The 18,430-nt window shown below is 38.8% G+C and carries 24 protein-coding genes; 23 read left to right on the plus strand and 1 reads right to left on the minus strand.

Features of this window, described 5'->3' with window-relative positions:
- From GA0061080_RS07160 to GA0061080_RS07265, 23 genes are all read left to right on the plus strand, one after another.
- A complete protein-coding gene (locus GA0061080_RS07160) occupies window positions 1–624 on the plus strand; it encodes a transglycosylase SLT domain-containing protein (RefSeq protein ID WP_091123290.1) in 624 nt (207 codons plus the stop codon).
- Window positions 617–1,084 carry a hypothetical protein gene (locus GA0061080_RS07165; protein ID WP_091123294.1) on the plus strand — a complete coding sequence of 156 codons (468 nt, stop codon included), beginning with the start codon at window positions 617–619 and terminating at the stop codon, window positions 1,082–1,084. Before GA0061080_RS07160 ends, GA0061080_RS07165 begins: the two co-directional genes overlap by 8 nt.
- The gene (locus GA0061080_RS13305; protein WP_439330221.1) at window positions 1,026–1,196 is read left to right on the plus strand and encodes a hypothetical protein; all 171 of its coding nucleotides are present in this window, start codon (window positions 1,026–1,028) and stop codon (window positions 1,194–1,196) included. Before GA0061080_RS07165 ends, GA0061080_RS13305 begins: the two co-directional genes overlap by 59 nt.
- Window positions 1,189–1,389 (plus strand): TraR/DksA C4-type zinc finger protein, encoded by a 201-nt coding sequence (locus tag GA0061080_RS07170; RefSeq protein ID WP_091123297.1) that lies wholly within the window; start codon window positions 1,189–1,191, stop codon window positions 1,387–1,389. Before GA0061080_RS13305 ends, GA0061080_RS07170 begins: the two co-directional genes overlap by 8 nt.
- The gene (locus GA0061080_RS07175; RefSeq protein WP_065574282.1) at window positions 1,386–1,688 is read left to right on the plus strand and encodes a DUF2730 family protein; all 303 of its coding nucleotides are present in this window, start codon (window positions 1,386–1,388) and stop codon (window positions 1,686–1,688) included. The genes GA0061080_RS07170 and GA0061080_RS07175 overlap by 4 nt, the downstream gene beginning before the upstream one ends.
- A 6-nt stretch (window positions 1,689–1,694) precedes the next feature.
- Window positions 1,695–1,991, plus strand: a complete 297-nt coding sequence (locus GA0061080_RS07180) for a VpaChn25_0724 family phage protein (RefSeq protein ID WP_091123301.1) — start codon at window positions 1,695–1,697, stop codon at window positions 1,989–1,991.
- A gap of 2 nt (window positions 1,992–1,993) precedes the next feature.
- On the plus strand, window positions 1,994–2,539 hold the full coding sequence (locus tag GA0061080_RS07185) for a phage protein Gp27 family protein (protein ID WP_091123304.1): 546 nt from the start codon (window positions 1,994–1,996) through the stop codon (window positions 2,537–2,539).
- Window positions 2,536–3,927: a terminase large subunit domain-containing protein gene (locus GA0061080_RS07190; protein WP_091123308.1), complete on the plus strand. Its 1,392-nt coding sequence runs from the start codon at window positions 2,536–2,538 to the stop codon at window positions 3,925–3,927. Before GA0061080_RS07185 ends, GA0061080_RS07190 begins: the two co-directional genes overlap by 4 nt.
- Window positions 3,927–5,417: a DUF935 domain-containing protein gene (locus GA0061080_RS07195; protein WP_091123311.1), complete on the plus strand. Its 1,491-nt coding sequence runs from the start codon at window positions 3,927–3,929 to the stop codon at window positions 5,415–5,417. Before GA0061080_RS07190 ends, GA0061080_RS07195 begins: the two co-directional genes overlap by 1 nt.
- Window positions 5,410–6,639 (plus strand): PBECR2 nuclease fold domain-containing protein, encoded by a 1,230-nt coding sequence (locus GA0061080_RS07200; RefSeq protein WP_091123314.1) that lies wholly within the window; start codon window positions 5,410–5,412, stop codon window positions 6,637–6,639. The genes GA0061080_RS07195 and GA0061080_RS07200 overlap by 8 nt, the downstream gene beginning before the upstream one ends.
- 53 nt (window positions 6,640–6,692) lie before the next feature.
- Window positions 6,693–7,223, plus strand: coding sequence for a phage virion morphogenesis protein (locus GA0061080_RS07205; protein ID WP_141683109.1), 531 nt, complete (start codon window positions 6,693–6,695; stop codon window positions 7,221–7,223).
- A 231-nt stretch (window positions 7,224–7,454) separates the two neighbouring features.
- Window positions 7,455–8,531, plus strand: coding sequence for a hypothetical protein (locus GA0061080_RS07210; protein WP_091123321.1), 1,077 nt, complete (start codon window positions 7,455–7,457; stop codon window positions 8,529–8,531).
- Between the two features lie 65 nt (window positions 8,532–8,596).
- Window positions 8,597–8,956, plus strand: coding sequence for a hypothetical protein (locus tag GA0061080_RS07215; protein ID WP_091123325.1), 360 nt, complete (start codon window positions 8,597–8,599; stop codon window positions 8,954–8,956).
- A 63-nt stretch (window positions 8,957–9,019) separates the two neighbouring features.
- Window positions 9,020–9,946, plus strand: a complete 927-nt coding sequence (locus GA0061080_RS07220) for a phage capsid protein (protein WP_091123329.1) — start codon at window positions 9,020–9,022, stop codon at window positions 9,944–9,946.
- A 50-nt stretch (window positions 9,947–9,996) separates the two neighbouring features.
- Window positions 9,997–10,518, plus strand: a complete 522-nt coding sequence (locus tag GA0061080_RS07225) for a gp436 family protein (protein ID WP_091123333.1) — start codon at window positions 9,997–9,999, stop codon at window positions 10,516–10,518.
- Window positions 10,515–10,964, plus strand: coding sequence for a phage tail terminator protein (locus tag GA0061080_RS07230; protein ID WP_065635990.1), 450 nt, complete (start codon window positions 10,515–10,517; stop codon window positions 10,962–10,964). Before GA0061080_RS07225 ends, GA0061080_RS07230 begins: the two co-directional genes overlap by 4 nt.
- A 19-nt stretch (window positions 10,965–10,983) precedes the next feature.
- Window positions 10,984–11,745, plus strand: a complete 762-nt coding sequence (locus GA0061080_RS07235; protein ID WP_091123336.1) for a phage tail tube protein — start codon at window positions 10,984–10,986, stop codon at window positions 11,743–11,745.
- 72 nt (window positions 11,746–11,817) lie between these two features.
- The gene (locus tag GA0061080_RS07240; protein ID WP_091123340.1) at window positions 11,818–12,234 is read left to right on the plus strand and encodes a DUF6631 family protein; all 417 of its coding nucleotides are present in this window, start codon (window positions 11,818–11,820) and stop codon (window positions 12,232–12,234) included.
- Window positions 12,235–12,448: 214 nt separating this feature from the next.
- A complete protein-coding gene (locus GA0061080_RS07245; RefSeq protein ID WP_091123343.1) occupies window positions 12,449–15,961 on the plus strand; it encodes a phage tail length tape measure family protein in 3,513 nt (1,170 codons plus the stop codon).
- Window positions 15,962–16,690: a hypothetical protein gene (locus GA0061080_RS07250; RefSeq protein WP_091123347.1), complete on the plus strand. Its 729-nt coding sequence runs from the start codon at window positions 15,962–15,964 to the stop codon at window positions 16,688–16,690.
- Window positions 16,650–16,901, plus strand: a complete 252-nt coding sequence (locus tag GA0061080_RS07255) for a hypothetical protein (RefSeq protein ID WP_091123350.1) — start codon at window positions 16,650–16,652, stop codon at window positions 16,899–16,901. Before GA0061080_RS07250 ends, GA0061080_RS07255 begins: the two co-directional genes overlap by 41 nt.
- A gap of 15 nt (window positions 16,902–16,916) precedes the next feature.
- Window positions 16,917–17,876 carry a hypothetical protein gene (locus GA0061080_RS07260; RefSeq protein WP_091123353.1) on the plus strand — a complete coding sequence of 320 codons (960 nt, stop codon included), beginning with the start codon at window positions 16,917–16,919 and terminating at the stop codon, window positions 17,874–17,876.
- Complete coding sequence (locus GA0061080_RS07265) at window positions 17,876–18,097, plus strand: hypothetical protein (RefSeq protein ID WP_091123357.1); 222 nt, start codon at window positions 17,876–17,878, stop codon at window positions 18,095–18,097. The genes GA0061080_RS07260 and GA0061080_RS07265 overlap by 1 nt, the downstream gene beginning before the upstream one ends.
- Before the next feature lie 10 nt (window positions 18,098–18,107).
- On the opposite strand, the gene GA0061080_RS07270 is transcribed toward GA0061080_RS07265, so the two are convergent.
- The coding region (locus tag GA0061080_RS07270; RefSeq protein ID WP_141683110.1) for an integrase core domain-containing protein at window positions 18,108–18,430 on the minus strand (323 nt) is incomplete at its 5' end.

Consider the following 18,430-nt stretch of genomic DNA (forward strand, 5'->3'; position numbering starts at 1 on the left):
ATGCGTTACTTAACCTTGCTTATTGTATTTATGCTGTTTAGTTGTCATTTAGCGCCGGCTATAGCTGGTGTACCAAATGATGCTAAGCAACATCAACGGGAACTGACACGTAATGCACGTGCAATCTTTGGTCTTGATGCGCCAATTGCGTTGTTTGCAGCGCAAATTCATCAGGAATCTCGATGGAAAGTAAACGCAAAATCACATGTGGGTGCTCAAGGTTTGGCTCAGTTTATGCCAACTACGGCGGATTGGATTGCAGGGGCTTACCCTAAATCATTAGGAAGCAATGAGCCGTATAACCCCTCTTGGGCACTGCGTGCCTTAGTTCAATATGATTATTGGTTATATCAACGTGTAAATGAAGTGGCTAGTGATTGTGACCACTGGGGATTTGTTTTATCAGCTTATAACGGTGGTTTGGGTTGGGTTAATCGTGATCGACAACGAGCAAAACGAGAATACCAAGATGCTACTCACTATTGGGGAGTCGTTGAAAATATTAATGGCGGTCGTAAAAGCATTAATTTTAAAGAAAACCGTGATTATCCGATTCGCATTATCTACCGCTTTCAACCTGTTTACATAGCTGAAAATTGGGGTTTAGGAGTTTGTGATGATTAAAAATATATATAAATTAATCAAAAGCTTTTTTGTGAGCAATAAAAGTTATTTTTTGTTGGGAATATTTTTGATTGTTGGTTTTGGTTTACTTTACCAATTAGGTATCAGTCATGGCAAATCAATGGCTAAACAAGAATATATTGCTTTAGAAGCAAAACAAGCAATGGATACTTTAAGTCAATTGATTGAGAGCACAAAGCAACTAACTAAAACCGCTAATGATGCAAGTTATTCATTGTCACAGCAGATAGCAGAAAGGAAATTATATGATGAACAATCAAATCAAGCATTACAAGATGCACTTAACAAAACGGCTAATGATCGCAGTCATTGCGTGTTTGATGATAGTATCTTGCAGTTCATCGACTCAGCCCGTACAAATGCCGCTCAAGCAACAACCCATGGTTTTACCAGCACAACTGACGGTACCATGCGAATTACCCGTAAAACGAAGAAATAATACCGCTGATGGTTTAGCTCAAGCCTTAAAACAGCTTTATGACCAATATGGGCAGTGCTCAGGTCGATTTATTGAACTAATAAAATATATCAACGAGGTAAATAATGGATAACGCTGATTTAGCATCAACTGTTGAAATGGAAGCACGGGAACGAATACTAGCAAAACATCAAGCAAAGACAGGAGTATCAAGTCTGTATTGTCGAATCTGTGAAGAGCCTATAGCTGAAGAACGTCGAAAGTTAGTCGTTACTGATTTATGTCTTGAATGTGCTTCGATAGAAGAAAAAAGGAATAAACGATGAATTTTAATGAACTTACCTTTAACTGGCAGTTTCTGCAATGGGCTGTAATGGCTGTGGTTGGCGTTTACTCATGGTTAATTGGTCGTCAATCGGCTAGCCAAAAAGAACTACTAGACTTACGTATTCGAGTAACACAAGTTGAAGAGACGGTTAAGTCATTACCAACTCAGCATCAGGTAACCAAATTGATTGAAAAATTAAGTAGCAATGAAGCTACTTTAAATCAGTTATCTGATCGGCTTTCAGGATTATCTCGTCAATTAGATAACATTAACCAATTTTTATTAAAGAACAAGTGAGGAATTATGAGCTACGCTGAATTTTTAAAAGAAGATCAACGTTTGGTTATTTTGCGTATCTTATATGAAATGCCAAGTTATAGCAGTAATTCTAGTATTATCTATAGTGCGTTAGATCACTATGGCCACGCTATTAGTCGTGAGCAAGTTAAAACCCATTTAAGTTGGCTTGGACAGCAAGACTTAATTAAAACCGAAACAATCGGTAGTGTTATTGTTGCTCGTTTAACCGATTTTGGTGCTGATGTGGCCACTGGTAAAGTTGTTGTGCCTGGTGTAAAACGTCCAAGCGCAGGAGCGTAATTATGGGACGTAAATCAACGATCAATAAACTAGAGCCTGAGGTACGTAGTTATATTGAGAAACTACTACGAGCAGATCAACTTACTCTTGATGAAATGATTGCAGAGCTGCAACAAAAGTTTCCAAGTACTGATACGCCAAGCCGTTCTAGTCTTCACCGCTATCAAAAAGGTTTTAATGAAATGACCAATAGCTTACGTGAAATTGAAACAGCATCACGTATTTTGGTTGATGAGCTTGGTGACAGTGTTGATGATAAATCAGGAGCACTACTTGCTCAGGCTGTTACAACGCTGGCAACGCGTGCTGCATTTAAAGCCCATGAATCGGAAGATATCACGATTAAAGAAATTAGTTTTTTAGCGAAAGCAGCCAAAGAAGCCATGCAAGCAAGGCAATTAAGCTTTAAAGAGCGGCAGGAAATCGAAAAAGCAGCACGTGAAAAGTTATTGCGTGAACAAAAAGAAAAACTGGATGAGCTAGAAAAAACAGGCGAAGTACCAGCTGAAATGTTAGCTAAAGTAATTAAAGCGGCGTATGACTTATGACAGTAAAAAATGAACCGGCCTTAAAACTCTATGACTATCAAAAACAGTGGGTAAACGACACTAGCCGTTTTGCTATTGCAATGTTCTCTCGCCAATGTGGTAAAACGTTTACTAGCACATTACAAATTGTGCTCGACTGTTTGCGAGCTGAAGCTCAAGGTAAACGTGCGCGTTGGGTGATTTTATCACGAGGTGAACGTCAAGCACGTGAAGCCATGAATGAGGGGGTTAAAGTTCATCTGCGTGCAATGTCCGCAGGTTTTAAAGAACTCGATTATGATTGGGATGCCAATATTCGAGCGTTAGAAGTTGAATTACCTGGTGGTAGTAAAATAACTGCTTTACCCGCCAATCCTGATACTGCTCGTGGTTTTAGTGCTAGTGTTTTACTGGATGAATTTGCCTTTCATCAAGATAGCCGTGCTATTTGGAAAGCCTTGTTCCCTGTTATTTCAAAGCCCGGATTAAAATTGCGAGTCATTAGCACCCCCAATGGTAAAGGTAATAAGTTCTATGAACTGATGACTGGTAAAGATGATGGTTGGTCACGCCATGTAGCGGATATTTATCAATGCGTTAATGATGGGTTACCTCGAAATATTGAGGAATTACGCAAAGGTGCCGGTGATGATGATTTATGGGCACAAGAGTTTGAACTCAAGTGGCTTGATGAAGCCAGCAGTTGGCTTGATTTTGATTTAATAACCAGTGTCGAAGATGAAAAAGCGGGAGTTCCTGAACACTATACAGGCAATCCTTGTTTTGTTGGCGTTGATATTGCTACACGTAATGACCTATTTGTTATTTGGGTCATTGAACAAGTGGGCGATGTTCTTTGGACTCGTGAAATTATTGAGAGGAAGCGAATCTCTTTTGCCGAACAAGATTTACTGCTTGATGGTGTTTTTAGACGTTATCGTATTATTCGTATCTGTATGGACCAAACAGGTATGGGGGAAAAACCTGTTGAGGATGCTAAACGGCGCTATGGTGAAATGGTCGTTGAAGGTGTGCTATTTACCGCTCCCAATAAATTAACATTAGCAACACAAGGTAAACAAGCATTTCAAGATAGAAAAATTCGTATTCCCGCTGGCAATAATGCACTTCGTGCTGATTTGCATAAGTTGAAAAAAGTGACTGGCGCAACGGGGCAACCGCGTTTTGTTGCTGATTCTGATAGTAATGGTCATGCTGATAGAACTTGGGCTGCCTTTCTTGCAATTAATGCAGCTAGCCAAGATAGGTATGAAATTGAATATCAGTCACTTGGATATCGTGATTCTTACCGTTCATTGAATCAATATTCGGGTAGCTCAGAACTGGAAACAACTGATACAGGCTTTGGCACAGTACGGGGCGGTAACGATTTTGGAGGATTTATTTAATGTTATGGTTTAAAGGCAAAAAGCCACATGTTGAAACAGGACGAGAGCTGGCAGGCACAGGTGAAAATAATGATATTACTAAATTGTTTGTTGGTTCGCTAGCGCTGCCAGATGATAGTGTTCTTCGTAATCGGGGTGGCGGTCGTTTAGATATTTACAAAGAAGTTTTAAATGATGATGAAGTGAAATCGGCATTTACTCAGCGTCAAGATGCTGTTATATCTCGTGAGTGGAAAGTGGAACCCGGAGGCGATAAACCGATTGATATTGAAGCAGCTGATGCAATGAGCGAGTTATTAAAATCGGTTGGGTTTGACCGAGTGACTAAACTAATGCACTACGGTGTTTTTTACGGTTATGCTGTGGCGGAGTTAATTTATGGCATCAAAGATAATCTATATTGGATTGATGATATCAAAGTTCGTGATCGCCGTCGTTTTCGGTTTACTCCAATGGGTGAACTGCGCTTATTAACGCCCAATAATATGCATGAAGGTGTTGCTTGTGATGCACCGTACTTTTGGCATTATGCAACTGGTGCCGATCATGATGATGAACCGTATGGCCTAGGCTTGGCTCATTGGCTTTACTGGCCAAGCTTTTTTAAACGCAATGATATTAAGTTCTGGCTAATTTTTCTGGAAAAATTCGGCATGCCAACGGCAGTGGGCAAATATAGTACAGGTGCAACACCTGAACAAAAACGGGACTTACTGTCACTCACTCGTGCAATTCAGACCGATTCAGGCATCATCATGCCAGATGGCATGACGCTTGAATTGCTACAAATAGCACGCTCAGGCGCAGGCGATTACAAAGCGTTTTACGACTCAATGAACGAAGCAATTAGGCGTGTAACCGTTGGACAAATTACTTCCTCAGGTGGTGCATCAAGCTCAATCGGTGGTGATGAATCACTCCAAGCTGCGGTATTAAGTTCAATTGCAAAATCAGATTCTGATGTAATGTGCGAGAGTTGGAATCGAGGACCAGGTACTTGGTTTACACAGATGAATTTTCCCGGTGCTGCTGTTCCTCAGGTTTCACGTATTTTTGATGAACCAGAAGATTTAAAATCAATGTCAGAACGTGATAAAAATATTATTGAATCCACTGGTTTCCGTCCAACTCTTTCGCATGTACAGGATACTTATGGTGGTGAATGGGAAGAAAAACCGCAACTAGCAGAGCCGATTGATGCGCAATCTTTAAAAAACGTTGATTTTGCCGAACAGCAACCGAATACCTTTGCACCCGTGTTGCAATCAAATCATTTAAATACGGAAATGCAACCAGTTACCGACCAATGGATTAATCAAATTAAAGAGCTGGTTGATAATGTTCAATCATTAGAAGAATTACGTGATAAGTTATTTGAGCTAATTCCCGATATGCAATTAGATAAATATGCAAAGGTCATGGCTGAAGCATTAACAGCAGCTAATTTAGCAGGTCGCACAGAACTACTTGAGGATAGCAAAAATGGTTAATGTCGCATATGGCTCGTTGCCATTTAAAGAGCAAATTGAATTCTTCAGACGTAAAGCAAATGTGCCCACAAACAGCTATGTAGATATCTACAATAATGAGCATGATTATGCCTTTGTTGTGGCGGGTGCTAATCGTAATGCATTACTAAATGATTTTCGTGCAGCTATTGATAAAGCAATTAGCCAAGGCACAACACTGGATGAGTTCCGTAAAGACTTTGCTGAGATAGTTGAACGTCATGGTTGGAGTTATAACGGCGGTTTTAACTGGCGTACTCGTATCATCTATGAAACAAATTTAAACAGTTCTTATCAAGCTGGACGCTATCAACAATTACGTGATGCTAAGTTTCCATACATGGAATATTTGCATAGTGATTATGTTGAACATCCCAGAGAACTTCATCAAAGTTGGGATCATCTGGTATTAGATTTTAATGATCCTTGGTGGAATACTCACTTTCCACCCAATGGCTATGGTTGTCAGTGCCGCGTTCGTGGGCGTACTAAAGGTGATCTAAAAAGAATGGGAAAAAATCAACCTGACAAAGCACCAACAATAAATTGGGTTGATAGAGTAATTGGTGAAAATAGCGGTAATCCACGTATTGCAAGAGTGCCTGAGGGCATTGATCCAAGTTTTGAACATATTCCCGGACAATCAAGACTTGATAATTTTGTACCAAATCCATTAGATACAGATCCAACTTTAAAACGAGGTTTACCATCAAGCAAAGCAACTGATGAATGGCCAGCTATCCGTGAAGTAAGCAAAAATAGACTGTTAGAAAAGGGCTTAACTGAAGAAGATTATGCCAATATTTTCTTAAATGAATTTGGCGCAACGTTAACTAAGCCAGCTATTTTTAAAGATGTAGCCGGTGATGCATTAGTAATCGGTAAACAGCTTTTCACTGTTAGCAAAACTGGTGAATTGAAAGTTACAAAACGTGGTCGTGAGCAATTTTTATTATTACTGGCGGATTCGTTAAAACTGCCTGATGAAATTTGGACAAGAATGGAATACTTTGATCATCTACAAAAATCGGTAGTTCGTCGGCGTTATATCTCGCGTTTTATGATTGATGGTGAAGTTAAGCCCATGCTTGCGGTATTTGAAGTGGGTGATGATGGTTGGCTCGGTGTGACGACATTTGCGCCTGATAACCCCGACTATCTAGAGCAACTGAGGGTTGGTGTTCGAGTGTTTAAACGAACATAAAATAAAACCCAATCACCGCCACGATTGGGTCGCTGTACGTGGGATTCGAGGCTTTGGCGGAAGCTGCCCGTACATACGATAAAACTAGTATAGGTGAAAAAATGACTGGCGTAAATATTGAGTTTAATATACAAGATGCGCTTGATGCTATGCTTCATATTGAAGCGGCCATAAATGATACTCAAAGTTTATTTAGTCATATGGGCGAAGTATTACTTGATATTCATGAAGCACGCTTTAATGCCCAAGAATCACCAGATGGTATACCTTGGCAAGCATTATCACCGTGGTATCAAAAATCTAAATCCAAACAAAAAGATAAAATTTTAACGCTAGATGGTAATCTAAGAAGTACGTTGCATTGGCAGATTGAAGGCAATACTTTGTTGTTTGGTACGAACTTAATCTATGGCGCTATCCATCAGTTCGGCGGTACAATTAAACCAGTTAGGGGCAATGCATTAAATGTGGGAGGACGTCCTGTAAAGAAAGTGGTAATTCCAGCAAGACCATGGCTTGGCATTAACGCCCAAGATAAATTACTATTGGTCGATGTTGTGCGTGAGCACTTGGGTTTTGCTTAAAACGCAATATAACGCGTTTTAAGCCACTTTACTAAAAAAGGCTAATTAGTTTATTTACGAATCGCTTTAATCGTGTTGTAAATGCTTTATAATAAGTTTTTAGTGTATATTTCTTCTATTATTTTGCCGTTCCTCTTTCCAAATCATTAAAAAATTATCTGCCCGCGTTCAGATTACCCTTTTCTCAAAATAAGTCATGATGCTCTATATCAATTTATTGGAGCATTTTTTATGGCACTTATTCCCGTTTTTAAACCTGGTACGCATACTGCGGTAGATGGTCGAAAAATCACTTTTACTTTAGAAAATTGTATTGATTTAGCAGAAAGCTACGATCCAAGTTTGTCAGAAGCGCCTGCTGTAATTGGCCATCCCAAACTAACAGCTCCAGCTTACGCATGGGCAAAATCATTTGAAGTAAAAGATGGGTTGGTTTATGCCAAGTTAGATCAGATTAATCCAGAATTTGCTGAAGCCTATAATGCGGGCAGTTATAAAAAACGTTCTTTATCAATCTATTTACCAGACTCACCGGGCAATCCTAAACCCGGTCATTACTATGCGCGGCACATTGGTTTTTTAGGTGCAGCAGCGCCTGCTATTAAAGGCTTGCCTGACGCCAGTTTTGCGGAGTCTGATGGTGAGCAAGGTGCCGCAGAGTTCTCGATGGCTGATGAAGAATTTGATGAGAATTTGATTTCAATTTTAGCTAATTTGCGTGACCTGCTGATTGAAAAAGCCGGCATTGCCAGTGCTGACTTGTTTTTACCGCAATGGCGCCTTGAATCATTGCGTGCAATATCCGACAGAAAACAAAAGGAGAAAGAAAAAATGCCACAACCTTTAGACGCTAGCTTTGCCGAACAACAAGCAACAATTGACGCTAAGAATGCTGAACTAGCCAAACGTGAACAAGCATTGCTAGAAAAAGAACAAACTAACAAACGTGCGGAATTTGCTGCCTTTGCTGATGAATTAGTTAAAGATGGAAAATTATTACCTGCTCATAAAACTACAGTTGTTGAAGTATTTATGGCGTTGGGTAATGAACCAATTTCATTTGCTGAAGGTGATGCAACTGTTAACAGTTCCCCAGCTGATTTAATCAAAAAAGTACTTTCAGAGCGTCCCGCTTTTATGAACTTTGCTGAAAAATCGGCTGCTAGTGATAATGAAGATAACGTTGATAAACAAGATCCAAAAGTCATTGCTGATGCAGCCAAAGCCTATCAAAAAGAACAGGCAGACAAAGGCAATACAATTTCAATTAGCCAAGCAGTTACGCATGTAACCAAAGCTAAAAAATAAGAGCATTAATTACAGGCTGATTATCAATATCAGCCTCATTTTAATTTTAACCAAAAGGTTTTTATATGAATATTCCAGGATTAACAGTAGCAAAAACCGCTGAAGGCGAAGTCAAACCACGCGTGATTGTCTGTCATGGTGGTGAAGATGGTCTAGCAAAACAAGCAATTGACGGTAGCGCATTATTAATCGGTGTATCAACAATTGTCGGTGGTGGTGATGGTGAAGTGTTTGATGTGATTCGTAGCGGTTTAGCGCCTGTTTTTTATAGCGAAACAATTGCGATTGGTGATCCAATCACAGCAAATGCGGATGGTCGAGCTAAAAAAGCAATGTCAGGTGATTTTATTATTGGCTATGCCGAAGTTGTGGGTGATGCCGATGAATTAGGCACTATTTGGATTGCACCAAGCAAACAAGCTTAACCTTTTATTTAACTAATGGTCTATGACCTTTAATAAACACGTTTTAATAAATAGGAGTTTTATATGCAACGCCCTTTTCCCGTTGAACCGCAGTTGACTGCAATTGCTATCGCTTACCGTAATAATAAGTTAATTGCCGATGAGGTTTTGCCCCGTGTGCCTGTTTCTAGCACGTCTTTTAAATGGTTGGAGTACGATTTTTCAGAGCGATTTACGCTCCCAGATACTAAAGTTGGGCGGACAGCACAACCAAATCAAGTTGAATTTGGTGCCAAAGAGCAAGAAAGTTCAGTGACTGATTATGGACTAGATAGCCCTGTACCGCAAGACGATATTGATACTGCAATCACTGGTCATAACCCGCTCGGTCATGCAGTCGAAGCAACGACTGATTTAATTTTGTTAGATCGTGAAGTTCGAGCCGCTAATGTACTATTTAATGCAAGTAACTACACCAACACCAAAACTTTAACAGCAGCGCAACAGTGGAACGATGATAAAAGTGATCCGATTGGTTTAATTACAGACGCTTTTGATTCAATGATTGTGCGACCTAATATTGGCACACTAGGTCGTCGAGTTGCAACAATATTACGTCGTCATCCCAAAATTGTTGCTGCATATCATGGAAATGCCGGTGAAAACGGTCTTGTCCCACTCGGTTTTTTAGCTGACTTATTAGAGTTAGAAGCGATTTATATTGGTGATGCATTCCTAAATAGTGCAAAACCAGGTAAATCACCAACCCTATTACGTGCATGGGGCAATAAAGCTAGTTTCACCGTTCGCAATAAATTAGCAAATACTAAAGGTGGTGTGACGTTTGGCTTTACAGCCCAATTTAAAGATCGTGTTTCGGGTTCGATTGTTGATCCTGATATCGGTTTACGTGGTGGCCAACGTGTTCGAGTCGGTGAATCGGTCAAAGAGCTAGTTGTGGCTAAAGATGCGGGCTATTTGTTTGAAAATGTTATTCCAACAAACAGTTAATAATGTGAACAACAACCAACGGTAATTTATCGTTGGTTTGGGTAAAGATGATGAATATTCCATACATTACATTGCTAAATTTATCCGAACGTCCAGGACTCGTTGAGCTATCCCAATTGGTTGCTCAAGATGGTGAAATGCCCGTAGATGCTAATTTGTTGGAAGTCATTATTAATGGTGGTGATGTTTCAAGTTGGTTGCCTGATGATGTTATTAATGCAAATCGAGCAATCTCACGTATTAATGAATCAATAGCTGATACTGAAGCTGAAATAAACGGTTTTTTACGTCAGCGTGGGCATAAGCTGCCATTAACTGTTGTGCCTCGATTATTGACAGATTGGGCACGCATTATTGTTCGTTACAAATTGCATCGCAATCGTGTTTCTGATGAAAAAAACGATCCTATCGTGCGTGATTACAAACAAGTTCTAGGCTTTCTAAAAATGGTAGCTGAAGGGAAATATTCGCTTGGTATTGATGATGCTTTGCCTGTCGCAGGTGGTGTACCAAAACAGACTGGACCTGTTCGTGTATTTGATATGAACACATTACGGGATTTTGGACGATGAGTAGCGCACCATTTGATGTGTCAGTTGTTGCTGAAAAATTAAAAGGTTTAATGCCTGATAAAACCTTAGTGTTTGTTGGTACCAGTGCTGAATACAGCAAGCTGACTGATTTAACATCGGCGCCAACACCTGCTGCTTACGTTTTGCTTGGCAAAGAAACACCGAACGATAAGCCAACAGGAACACGGCAGTCAGTAAGTGTTAATTTTGGTGTTGTGGTTGTTGCACGTGATATTTCAAGTCAAGCAACCAATATTCAAAATGTTAAACAGCTAGCAAACCCCGTTATAGGTGCGGTGCGTGATTTGTTGATTGGTAAAACAGTTCAGTTTATTGATGGAGTTCGTCCAGTCACATGGGTTGGTGGGCAAACGTTAGGTTTTCAAAACGGCGTACTTGTTTGGATTGATTCATTTCAAACCCAGCATTTTATTGGTAGCCGATAAATAGTTTTAGGAGAAAGATATGTCAGATTTATTAATGAGTTTGCAAGGTACCATAAATCTTGCCACCCGTAATACCGCAAGTTCACCTGTTCGACCTAATGCCTTTCGGCATGTGGGTACGGCTGATTCCTGTGAAATGGAACTAAGTGTTGAAACGGTAACACAAAATGAATCATATACAGGGCAACGTCTACAAGTTGGTGAATTAACACTGGGTAAAAGTGGTACGTTAAATCTTACGTTAAAAGATTGGTCAATCGAAAACATTGCGTTAGCGCTTTATGGTGAAAAAATTACTGTTGATGCGGGTATTGTCACTGATGAAAAATTACCTGAAAGTCTGGTAATTGGTGACCGCATCAAATTAGCCCATCCATTTGTTGCCGATGTTGAGTTAAAAATTGCTGATGGAACCATATTAGTATTAGGTACGGATTATGAAATCGAATCAGCCCATGCAGGATTAATTAAATTATTAACTACAATGGCATTAACCGCAACGGTAGATTATTCATACGCTAAGACTGAAAGCTTGGGGATTTTTACACGCCAGCCACCAGAACGTTGGTTTATGCTCGATGGTATCAATACTGACCGTGAAAATGAACATGTAATTGTGGAGCTATTCCGCGTTAAATTCAATCCAATTTCTAACTTCTCGTTACTACACAATGAGGGATACGGTGAATTACCACTTACTGCCACGGTCTTGGCTGATATGAGTCAAAACAAGGATAGTTCGCTTGGCTATTTTGGCTCATACGTTCAAAAGGCGAAATAAATTTATTTTATTATGCGGTGATGTGTCACCGCTAATTATTCAACTCTCTAATTTCATTAGTAGGTAAATAACATGGCAGAAAAAGTGACAGCAACAAAAAAAGAATCAAATGATTTAGCAACATTAATGCCAAATCGTGAAATTACACTAGCTGGTGAAACAATTACAGTACGTGAATATTCATTTAAAGATGCATTGACAATTGGGAATGAGATTGACCAGTTTGTTGCATTAATTGTGAATGAAATGAACGGTACAAACAAAATCACTATTGAACAAGCCGACACAATTATTATGGGTAATTTAGAGCTAGTTTATTCATTAATCAGTACATCCATTCAAAAACCGATTTCGTTTATTGAAGCGTTGTCATATGAAAATGGTTTGCAATTACTTGATTGGTGGTGGGTTGTTAATTCTCGTTTTTTTATGAACGCGGTAACCCGCAAAATCATTCGGCAAAACGCTGCAAAACAGGCAAATCAGTAAGCTGGAGTGAGGTTTTTACACTATTAATTAAAAATGGACATGGACCACAGCAGTTACCGCATTATACGCAACGCCAATTACTGCTGTATTACGATGAATTAATTAAGTTACAAAACCGAGAACGAGCTAACCGAATTGAGGATGTTTGTGTTGGCTTTAATGGTGGTAAACAAGTTACTAAATTTGTAAAACAGTTACGCGGAGAGCAATAATAATGGCTAATAACGATATGAATATTGCAATGAAGTTCACGGCTGACGTGAATAGAGCAAAAGATAATATCAGTCAATTAAATGCTGAACTGAAAGAGTCAGCAAATGTTGCTCAAGATGCTAACAAAAAAAGTGCTCAAAGCATCAAAGATGTTTATACGGCACAAACTGAGGCAATGAACCGTGGTGCGCAAGCTGCCTCTGCTGCTGAAAAACAAGCTAAAGCACAAAGTATTGCCACTAAAGCAGCTGAAGCGCATAAAAAAGAAGTTGAAAAACTGCGCCAAGGTTTAGACAAATTACTTGCTAGTATTGATCCTGCTACAAAAGGTCTAAGTCGTTTAGATGAGCTAGAAAGCAAATTAAGGAAATCCAAAAAAGCGGGCGTGATTGATACTGACACGTTTGATGATTATCTTGGAAAAATCAACAATCAACGTGCTGCATTATCAACGGTTGAAACACTAAATGAGGGGACTAAAAGATTGGTATTTAATACCAAATCTGCCCACCGAACTTTTTTTATGATGTCAAAACAGCTCGCTACGGGTAATTTTAATGGCATTAGTAACTCATTATTTTCAATTGCCAATATGACAGGAAAGTTACCTTCATTATTTGGGGCTGCTGCTATTTCTGCCGGTGTATTTATTGCTGCAGCTTACAAAATGTCACAAGTGATAAGTACGATAATTTCAGAACAAGAGCGATTTAATCGTGCATTAATTTCAACGGGTAATTATGCCGGTGCTACCGCAGGCGGGCTTGAGGCCATGTCTCAACGTATCGGTAAAATTAATCATAACTACAGTGAAACACGTGGTGTTATTGCTGAACTGACATCAGAGGGGAGATTATCAGCAAAATCGATTGAAAACATTGCTACAGCATCAGCATATATGGCACAAGTGACAGGAAAAAGTGCCCAAGACGCCGTTCAATCATTTAAAGGTATTGAAAATTCGGTCACAAGCTGGGCTGTTGAAAGTAATAAACAATATCACTTTTTAGATCTGGCTACTTATCAGCGTATAAGCGCGTTAGAAGAACAAGGTAGAACCGAAGAAGCTATTGCAATCGCTACAGATAAATATGCTTCAGAGATGGAAGTCAGCGCTAATAAGATGGAAGAACAGCTCAATTGGTTAGAAGATGCATGGCGACGCTTCAAAAATGGGGTTAGTGTTCTAGGTAATGAGTTAAAGAAAGAGCTTAAGTTTGATTTAGGATTATCAAGCCTAGAAGAAGATATTGAAAAAATGGAGAAAGCAAAAAAAAGAGGTTTTTACATTGTTCCTGGATCAGTATCTATTCCATACAATAAGAATGATGATAAAGCATTACAAGAAAAATATGCTCAACGAGATAAGCTTCAAAAAGAAGCACAAGAAAAGCATGACACCGATGTCATTAATGAAAAAGCAATCAATGCCCAAAAAGAACTTGACGAGCTTCATAAACAAAATGCAAGCGATGCCGAAAAACAAGCTAAAGCGGTTGATGAATTACGTAAAAAATATGAAGCACTTTGGGCCAATGAAAAAGGTCGTAAAGATTTACAGGCTCAAGGGGTTAAATCAAAAGACGGTAAATCATTTTCAGGGGGGCAATATGATAAAGATGTTCAAGAAATTACAGATAAACAACTAAGACAATATAACGAACAATTAAAAAATAAAGTTGCGCTACAAGACAAAAGTACCGCCCTAGCAAAAGCACTTTATGAAATAGAAAAAGGTCAGTATAAAAATGCCAGCCAAGAGATCAAAAAAGAAATTATCGCTAATGCAAAATTGGTAGATGAGCAAGAAGCCAAAAAATTGCTAAGTCAATATAACGAACAATTAAAAAATAAAGTTGCGTTACAAGAAAAAAGTACTGCCCTAGCTAAAGCACTTTATGAAATTGAAAAAGGTCAGTATAAAAATGCTAGCCCAGAGCTCAAAAAAGAGATTATTGCTAATGCAAAATTGGTAGATGCGCACGAAGCAAAGAAAAAAGCAATACAAGAATCAGCCCGAGCTGCAAAATCTGCGGCACGTGAAACAGAACAATTTATAAAATCGCTAGAATCACAAGCTGATAAGCAGACACAAAAAACATACGCAACTCGTCAAGCGTTGATTGATTCTCAAAAATTAACGGTAGAGCAACGTAATCGAGCTAATGCGGCAAATAATGCAATTACAGCACACGAAAATAAAAAACTTAATGACGAATTACAAAATCAACTCAATTCGCTATTGTTTGATCCTGCCAGAATTAAAACGGCAGAAATTGATAGATGGTATCAAGCGGTTATTGCACAACTTAAAGCTAATAAAAATATTGAGGGTATTGACTTAATTGACCAGTTGTTACCACTAAAAAAAGCTGAAGCAAATATTTCCGAAATTTTAGCAAAAGTTCAGCAAGCACAATCACAACAGTCAATTAAAGAACAAAGTATACAAGCACAAGTAACTGCTGGTTTAATTACACAAATTGAAGCACAAAGCCAGTTAGTTGATTTGCACAAGCAAACAGCACAAGAACTTGCCAAATATTTACCTACTTTGCAAGCTATGACAGCGCTTCCTGGTCAAGTTGGAGAAAATGCACAAAAAGCACTTGCTACACTTCAGCTACAAATTGCAGAACTAAATAAAACTACCGATGCATTAACCAATGCATTTAAAAACGGATTACAAAGCGGTATCCAAGGTAGTCTTGATTCTTTAGCAAAAGGTACGTTTGAATTAAAAGACGCATTATTAAACCTTGCACAAAGTATCGTATCAGCAATGGCTCAGGTAGCAAGTAAAGGTCTTGCTGATATTGCCATGAATCAACTTAGTAATTTGGGTAAATCACTTTTTAGCTCAATAACCGATACGGCAGTTGAAAATGCCAGTGCTATCTCTTCAGCAGAACTGATGGGCACAGCAATAACCACTGCGGCAAGTGTTGGTTCGGTTGAACTTGGTACTTCATTAACCACCGCAATGACAACGGGAACCGCAGGATTAACAGGCGCAATGGCAGCTGCATTTTCAAGTGGCGCTGCGACCTTATATACCGCAATTACATCAGCGAATGCTGGTGGCTCTGCTATGTCAGGTTTAGCGGGCGTGGCATCTGTTGCGGCAGCAACAGGTGGTTATATAACTGGAGCTGGTACATCAACATCCGATTCTATTCCAGCAAAATTATCTAATGGGGAATATGTTGTTAAAGCTGCTTCAGTGAAAAAATACGGCCTTGACTATCTTCATGCTATTAACACGGGGCGATTACGTCGTTATGCAACAGGCGGGCTAGTTAGCAATGTCAATATTCCAAAAGCGCCATTACTTGATGATAGCCAACAACGCAAAAGCTCACCAACAATATTAAGTCCCGTTATTCAGCAGGAATTAGTCATTGATGCGGGTGATATGGTCAGTCGCGGAATCAATAGCGTAACAGGCGGTAGAGCATTTAAAACATTTATTCGAGCAAATAAGCAAACAATTAAACAGGATTTGGGGATTTAAATGGCGTATCAAAGTGGAATTGCAGATAATGAAATTGATTTACTGGATAAATTAAATCTATTTTTAACAACTGATAGTGAATTGGTCAATTCTGGAGATAATTGGACAGAAATTTACAGTGGTGAAACTGCAGCTACTGCAACTATAGCAAAACGAAAATCATATGCATGGAGTGCGCCAGGAGCGACTGCTGGCAATAATATTTATGTTGCGTGTAAAACAGATAATCGCATTTCAAATGATACTTATAATCTTTATTTCTGCGGTGGAACCTACTTTAATGTTGAATTAATCAATCAACCCAATGACATATTTAGTGGTATGTTAAATCGCACACAAGTTGGACTATTTGCTGATAATAATCCATTACATTACTGGTTTTTTGCTAATAATCGTCGATTTATTGTGGTAACAAAAATGACAACTGTTTATTCAAGTTGTTATTGCGGATTTATGCTACCAAACGCATTGCCAAATGAGTACCCTTATCCACTAGTGATTGCAGGTAGCTGTAATAATGAACTACAACGATATTCCATTACAACAGATTATTTTGCGTCAATTATCGACCCGCGTATTAATCATTTTTACGTATTTACCCCAGCGCAATCATGGCAACAGTTTTATGGTTCAAAAGGTAGCCAAACAAAGTTAGTTTATCCAAGAGGTATTGAAAAATTTTATTATTATGGCAATAAAAAAAATCAATGTGTTAACTGCATCACCTGATAGCTACTCACCACTTTATCCTGTTTCCATTGTTGACGTGACAAAAGGTGCAACTCAATTTTGGGGGGCATTAGATGGTGTTTACTGGGTACCAGGATTAAGCCGAGCGGCAGAGGATACGATTAGAACCGATGATGGTCGCGAATTTATTATTTTTCAAAATGGTTTTCGTGTAACGAATATTGATTTTTTTGCAATTGAAAAAGTATAGAAATTGGAGCTAAACATGGCATATCAAACGGGTAACGCCTCATCAGTCGTAGATTTATTATCAAAACTAGCAACGTTTGCACAATCAGTTGATGGGTGGGTTGTTGATAAAATTGATACTAAAGCAAAAGAACTCTATTTACATAATGAAAATTGCTTTTGGAGCCTAAGAGTTGGATCATCAAATTCACTCCCCACGTTGTACATTGTTATCAACAATCAGTTTAACGCAAATTTATCCTGGGATAACCAAGATGGTTCAAGCTCTGTTAACGGTAAAGCAAATTTCTATCGTTATTATTGGGGGGCTGGTACCAATTTTCATCATGAGCCATTTGCGTCATATACATTTTTAGCAACAACACAATATATTCATGTTGTTGTACGTGTTGATTCTCGCCGTTTTCGACATTTTGGATTCGGAACGCTAAAAAAAGATGGAATTTACAATGATGGTCATTATGCGTACGGAACACATTCAACAAACACAAATAATACAAGTTACGCATCATATCCCTTCACCAGTGATATGTACTTGTTTATCGGAAGCCGAGAATATCGTTCATTTGCTAGCGTTGTTAGAGTTAACAAAAAAGACTATTTTTTTGGAGCAAATGAGTCAGGTTATGAAGGCATGGGCGCAATGGGCATTGGTGATGCGACTATTGAACGCGATTATAAACCCCATCCGGATATGTTACTTGTTGAGGTAAGTTTATCTCAGTTTAATAATTTGATAACGTTGGTGCCACAATCGATTTATCTGCATTTGGCTAGCAAACAATATCAACGTATCGGTGTAGTTCCTGATTTTTATGTTGCCAGAATTGATAGTGTTGTTCCTGGTACTATTCGTGAAATTAATGGTGAAAAATATTATTGCTGTGCGGCAACAATGTTTCAAACTGTCACATCCAACGTTCAGGATGAAGATAATAGTTATGACCTTGGCTACTTTTATAGAGTAATTGAGTAATGAGTAACAAACATACAGGATACGTTATTAATGATTTGAAAAAGCTACGTGGTCAACGTAGCTTTGATTTGCAACAATATCAAGGTATGGCTCGTCTATCATCTGTCGTTGAAGACAAAACGGGGCCAGTTACACGCGGAATACCGTTGCAGTTATTCAATGTGCGAAAAGGCTACATTACACAATCATTTTTAAATTGTAGTAGCTCAAACTTAATCTGACAGACACATATTACTCATCGGCTTTCATTTTAACAAAATGCGTGTCCGATGAGCAAAATAAATTCTCCAATTGCTTTTCCTTAACCAACCCCTTTGCATCATTCCAAGTTTGCCATGGTGTCTTCCCATAACAATATTTTCCAGAATGCGCTCTTTCTCGATTGTAAAATTCAAGCCATTGTTCAATATCGTTTTGTATTTCACTCAATTGCGTGTAAATCTTACGTCGAAATAAAATATCATAACATTCTGTTTTCATCGTCTTATGGAATCGCTCACAAATACCGTTAGTTTGTGGGCTGTAGGCTTTGGTCTTGGTGTGTTCAATATCTT

Origin of the sequence: Gilliamella intestini (assembly GCF_900094935.1) — a bacterium.
GTDB classification, from domain to species: domain Bacteria; phylum Pseudomonadota; class Gammaproteobacteria; order Enterobacterales; family Orbaceae; genus Gilliamella; species Gilliamella intestini.

Coding starts and splice junctions, on each gene's coding strand:
- GA0061080_RS07210 (WP_091123321.1), top strand. CDS start 7,455: ATGGCACTTATTCCCGTTTTTAAACCTGGTACGCATACTGCGGTAGAT.
- GA0061080_RS07240 (WP_091123340.1), top strand. CDS start 11,818: ATGGCAGAAAAAGTGACAGCAACAAAAAAAGAATCAAATGATTTAGCA.
- GA0061080_RS07220 (WP_091123329.1), top strand. CDS start 9,020: ATGCAACGCCCTTTTCCCGTTGAACCGCAGTTGACTGCAATTGCTATC.
- GA0061080_RS07245 (WP_091123343.1), top strand. CDS start 12,449: ATGGCTAATAACGATATGAATATTGCAATGAAGTTCACGGCTGACGTG.
- GA0061080_RS07165 (WP_091123294.1), top strand. CDS start 617: ATGATTAAAAATATATATAAATTAATCAAAAGCTTTTTTGTGAGCAAT.
- GA0061080_RS07180 (WP_091123301.1), top strand. CDS start 1,695: ATGAGCTACGCTGAATTTTTAAAAGAAGATCAACGTTTGGTTATTTTG.
- GA0061080_RS07195 (WP_091123311.1), top strand. CDS start 3,927: ATGTTATGGTTTAAAGGCAAAAAGCCACATGTTGAAACAGGACGAGAG.
- GA0061080_RS07250 (WP_091123347.1), top strand. CDS start 15,962: ATGGCGTATCAAAGTGGAATTGCAGATAATGAAATTGATTTACTGGAT.
- GA0061080_RS07160 (WP_091123290.1), top strand. CDS start 1: ATGCGTTACTTAACCTTGCTTATTGTATTTATGCTGTTTAGTTGTCAT.
- GA0061080_RS07235 (WP_091123336.1), top strand. CDS start 10,984: ATGTCAGATTTATTAATGAGTTTGCAAGGTACCATAAATCTTGCCACC.
- GA0061080_RS07260 (WP_091123353.1), top strand. CDS start 16,917: ATGGCATATCAAACGGGTAACGCCTCATCAGTCGTAGATTTATTATCA.
- GA0061080_RS07265 (WP_091123357.1), top strand. CDS start 17,876: ATGAGTAACAAACATACAGGATACGTTATTAATGATTTGAAAAAGCTA.
- GA0061080_RS07200 (WP_091123314.1), top strand. CDS start 5,410: ATGGTTAATGTCGCATATGGCTCGTTGCCATTTAAAGAGCAAATTGAA.
- GA0061080_RS07225 (WP_091123333.1), top strand. CDS start 9,997: ATGAATATTCCATACATTACATTGCTAAATTTATCCGAACGTCCAGGA.
- GA0061080_RS13305 (WP_439330221.1), top strand. CDS start 1,026: ATGGTTTTACCAGCACAACTGACGGTACCATGCGAATTACCCGTAAAA.
- GA0061080_RS07175 (WP_065574282.1), top strand. CDS start 1,386: ATGAATTTTAATGAACTTACCTTTAACTGGCAGTTTCTGCAATGGGCT.
- GA0061080_RS07215 (WP_091123325.1), top strand. CDS start 8,597: ATGAATATTCCAGGATTAACAGTAGCAAAAACCGCTGAAGGCGAAGTC.
- GA0061080_RS07255 (WP_091123350.1), top strand. CDS start 16,650: ATGGCAATAAAAAAAATCAATGTGTTAACTGCATCACCTGATAGCTAC.
- GA0061080_RS07185 (WP_091123304.1), top strand. CDS start 1,994: ATGGGACGTAAATCAACGATCAATAAACTAGAGCCTGAGGTACGTAGT.
- GA0061080_RS07230 (WP_065635990.1), top strand. CDS start 10,515: ATGAGTAGCGCACCATTTGATGTGTCAGTTGTTGCTGAAAAATTAAAA.
- GA0061080_RS07170 (WP_091123297.1), top strand. CDS start 1,189: ATGGATAACGCTGATTTAGCATCAACTGTTGAAATGGAAGCACGGGAA.
- GA0061080_RS07190 (WP_091123308.1), top strand. CDS start 2,536: ATGACAGTAAAAAATGAACCGGCCTTAAAACTCTATGACTATCAAAAA.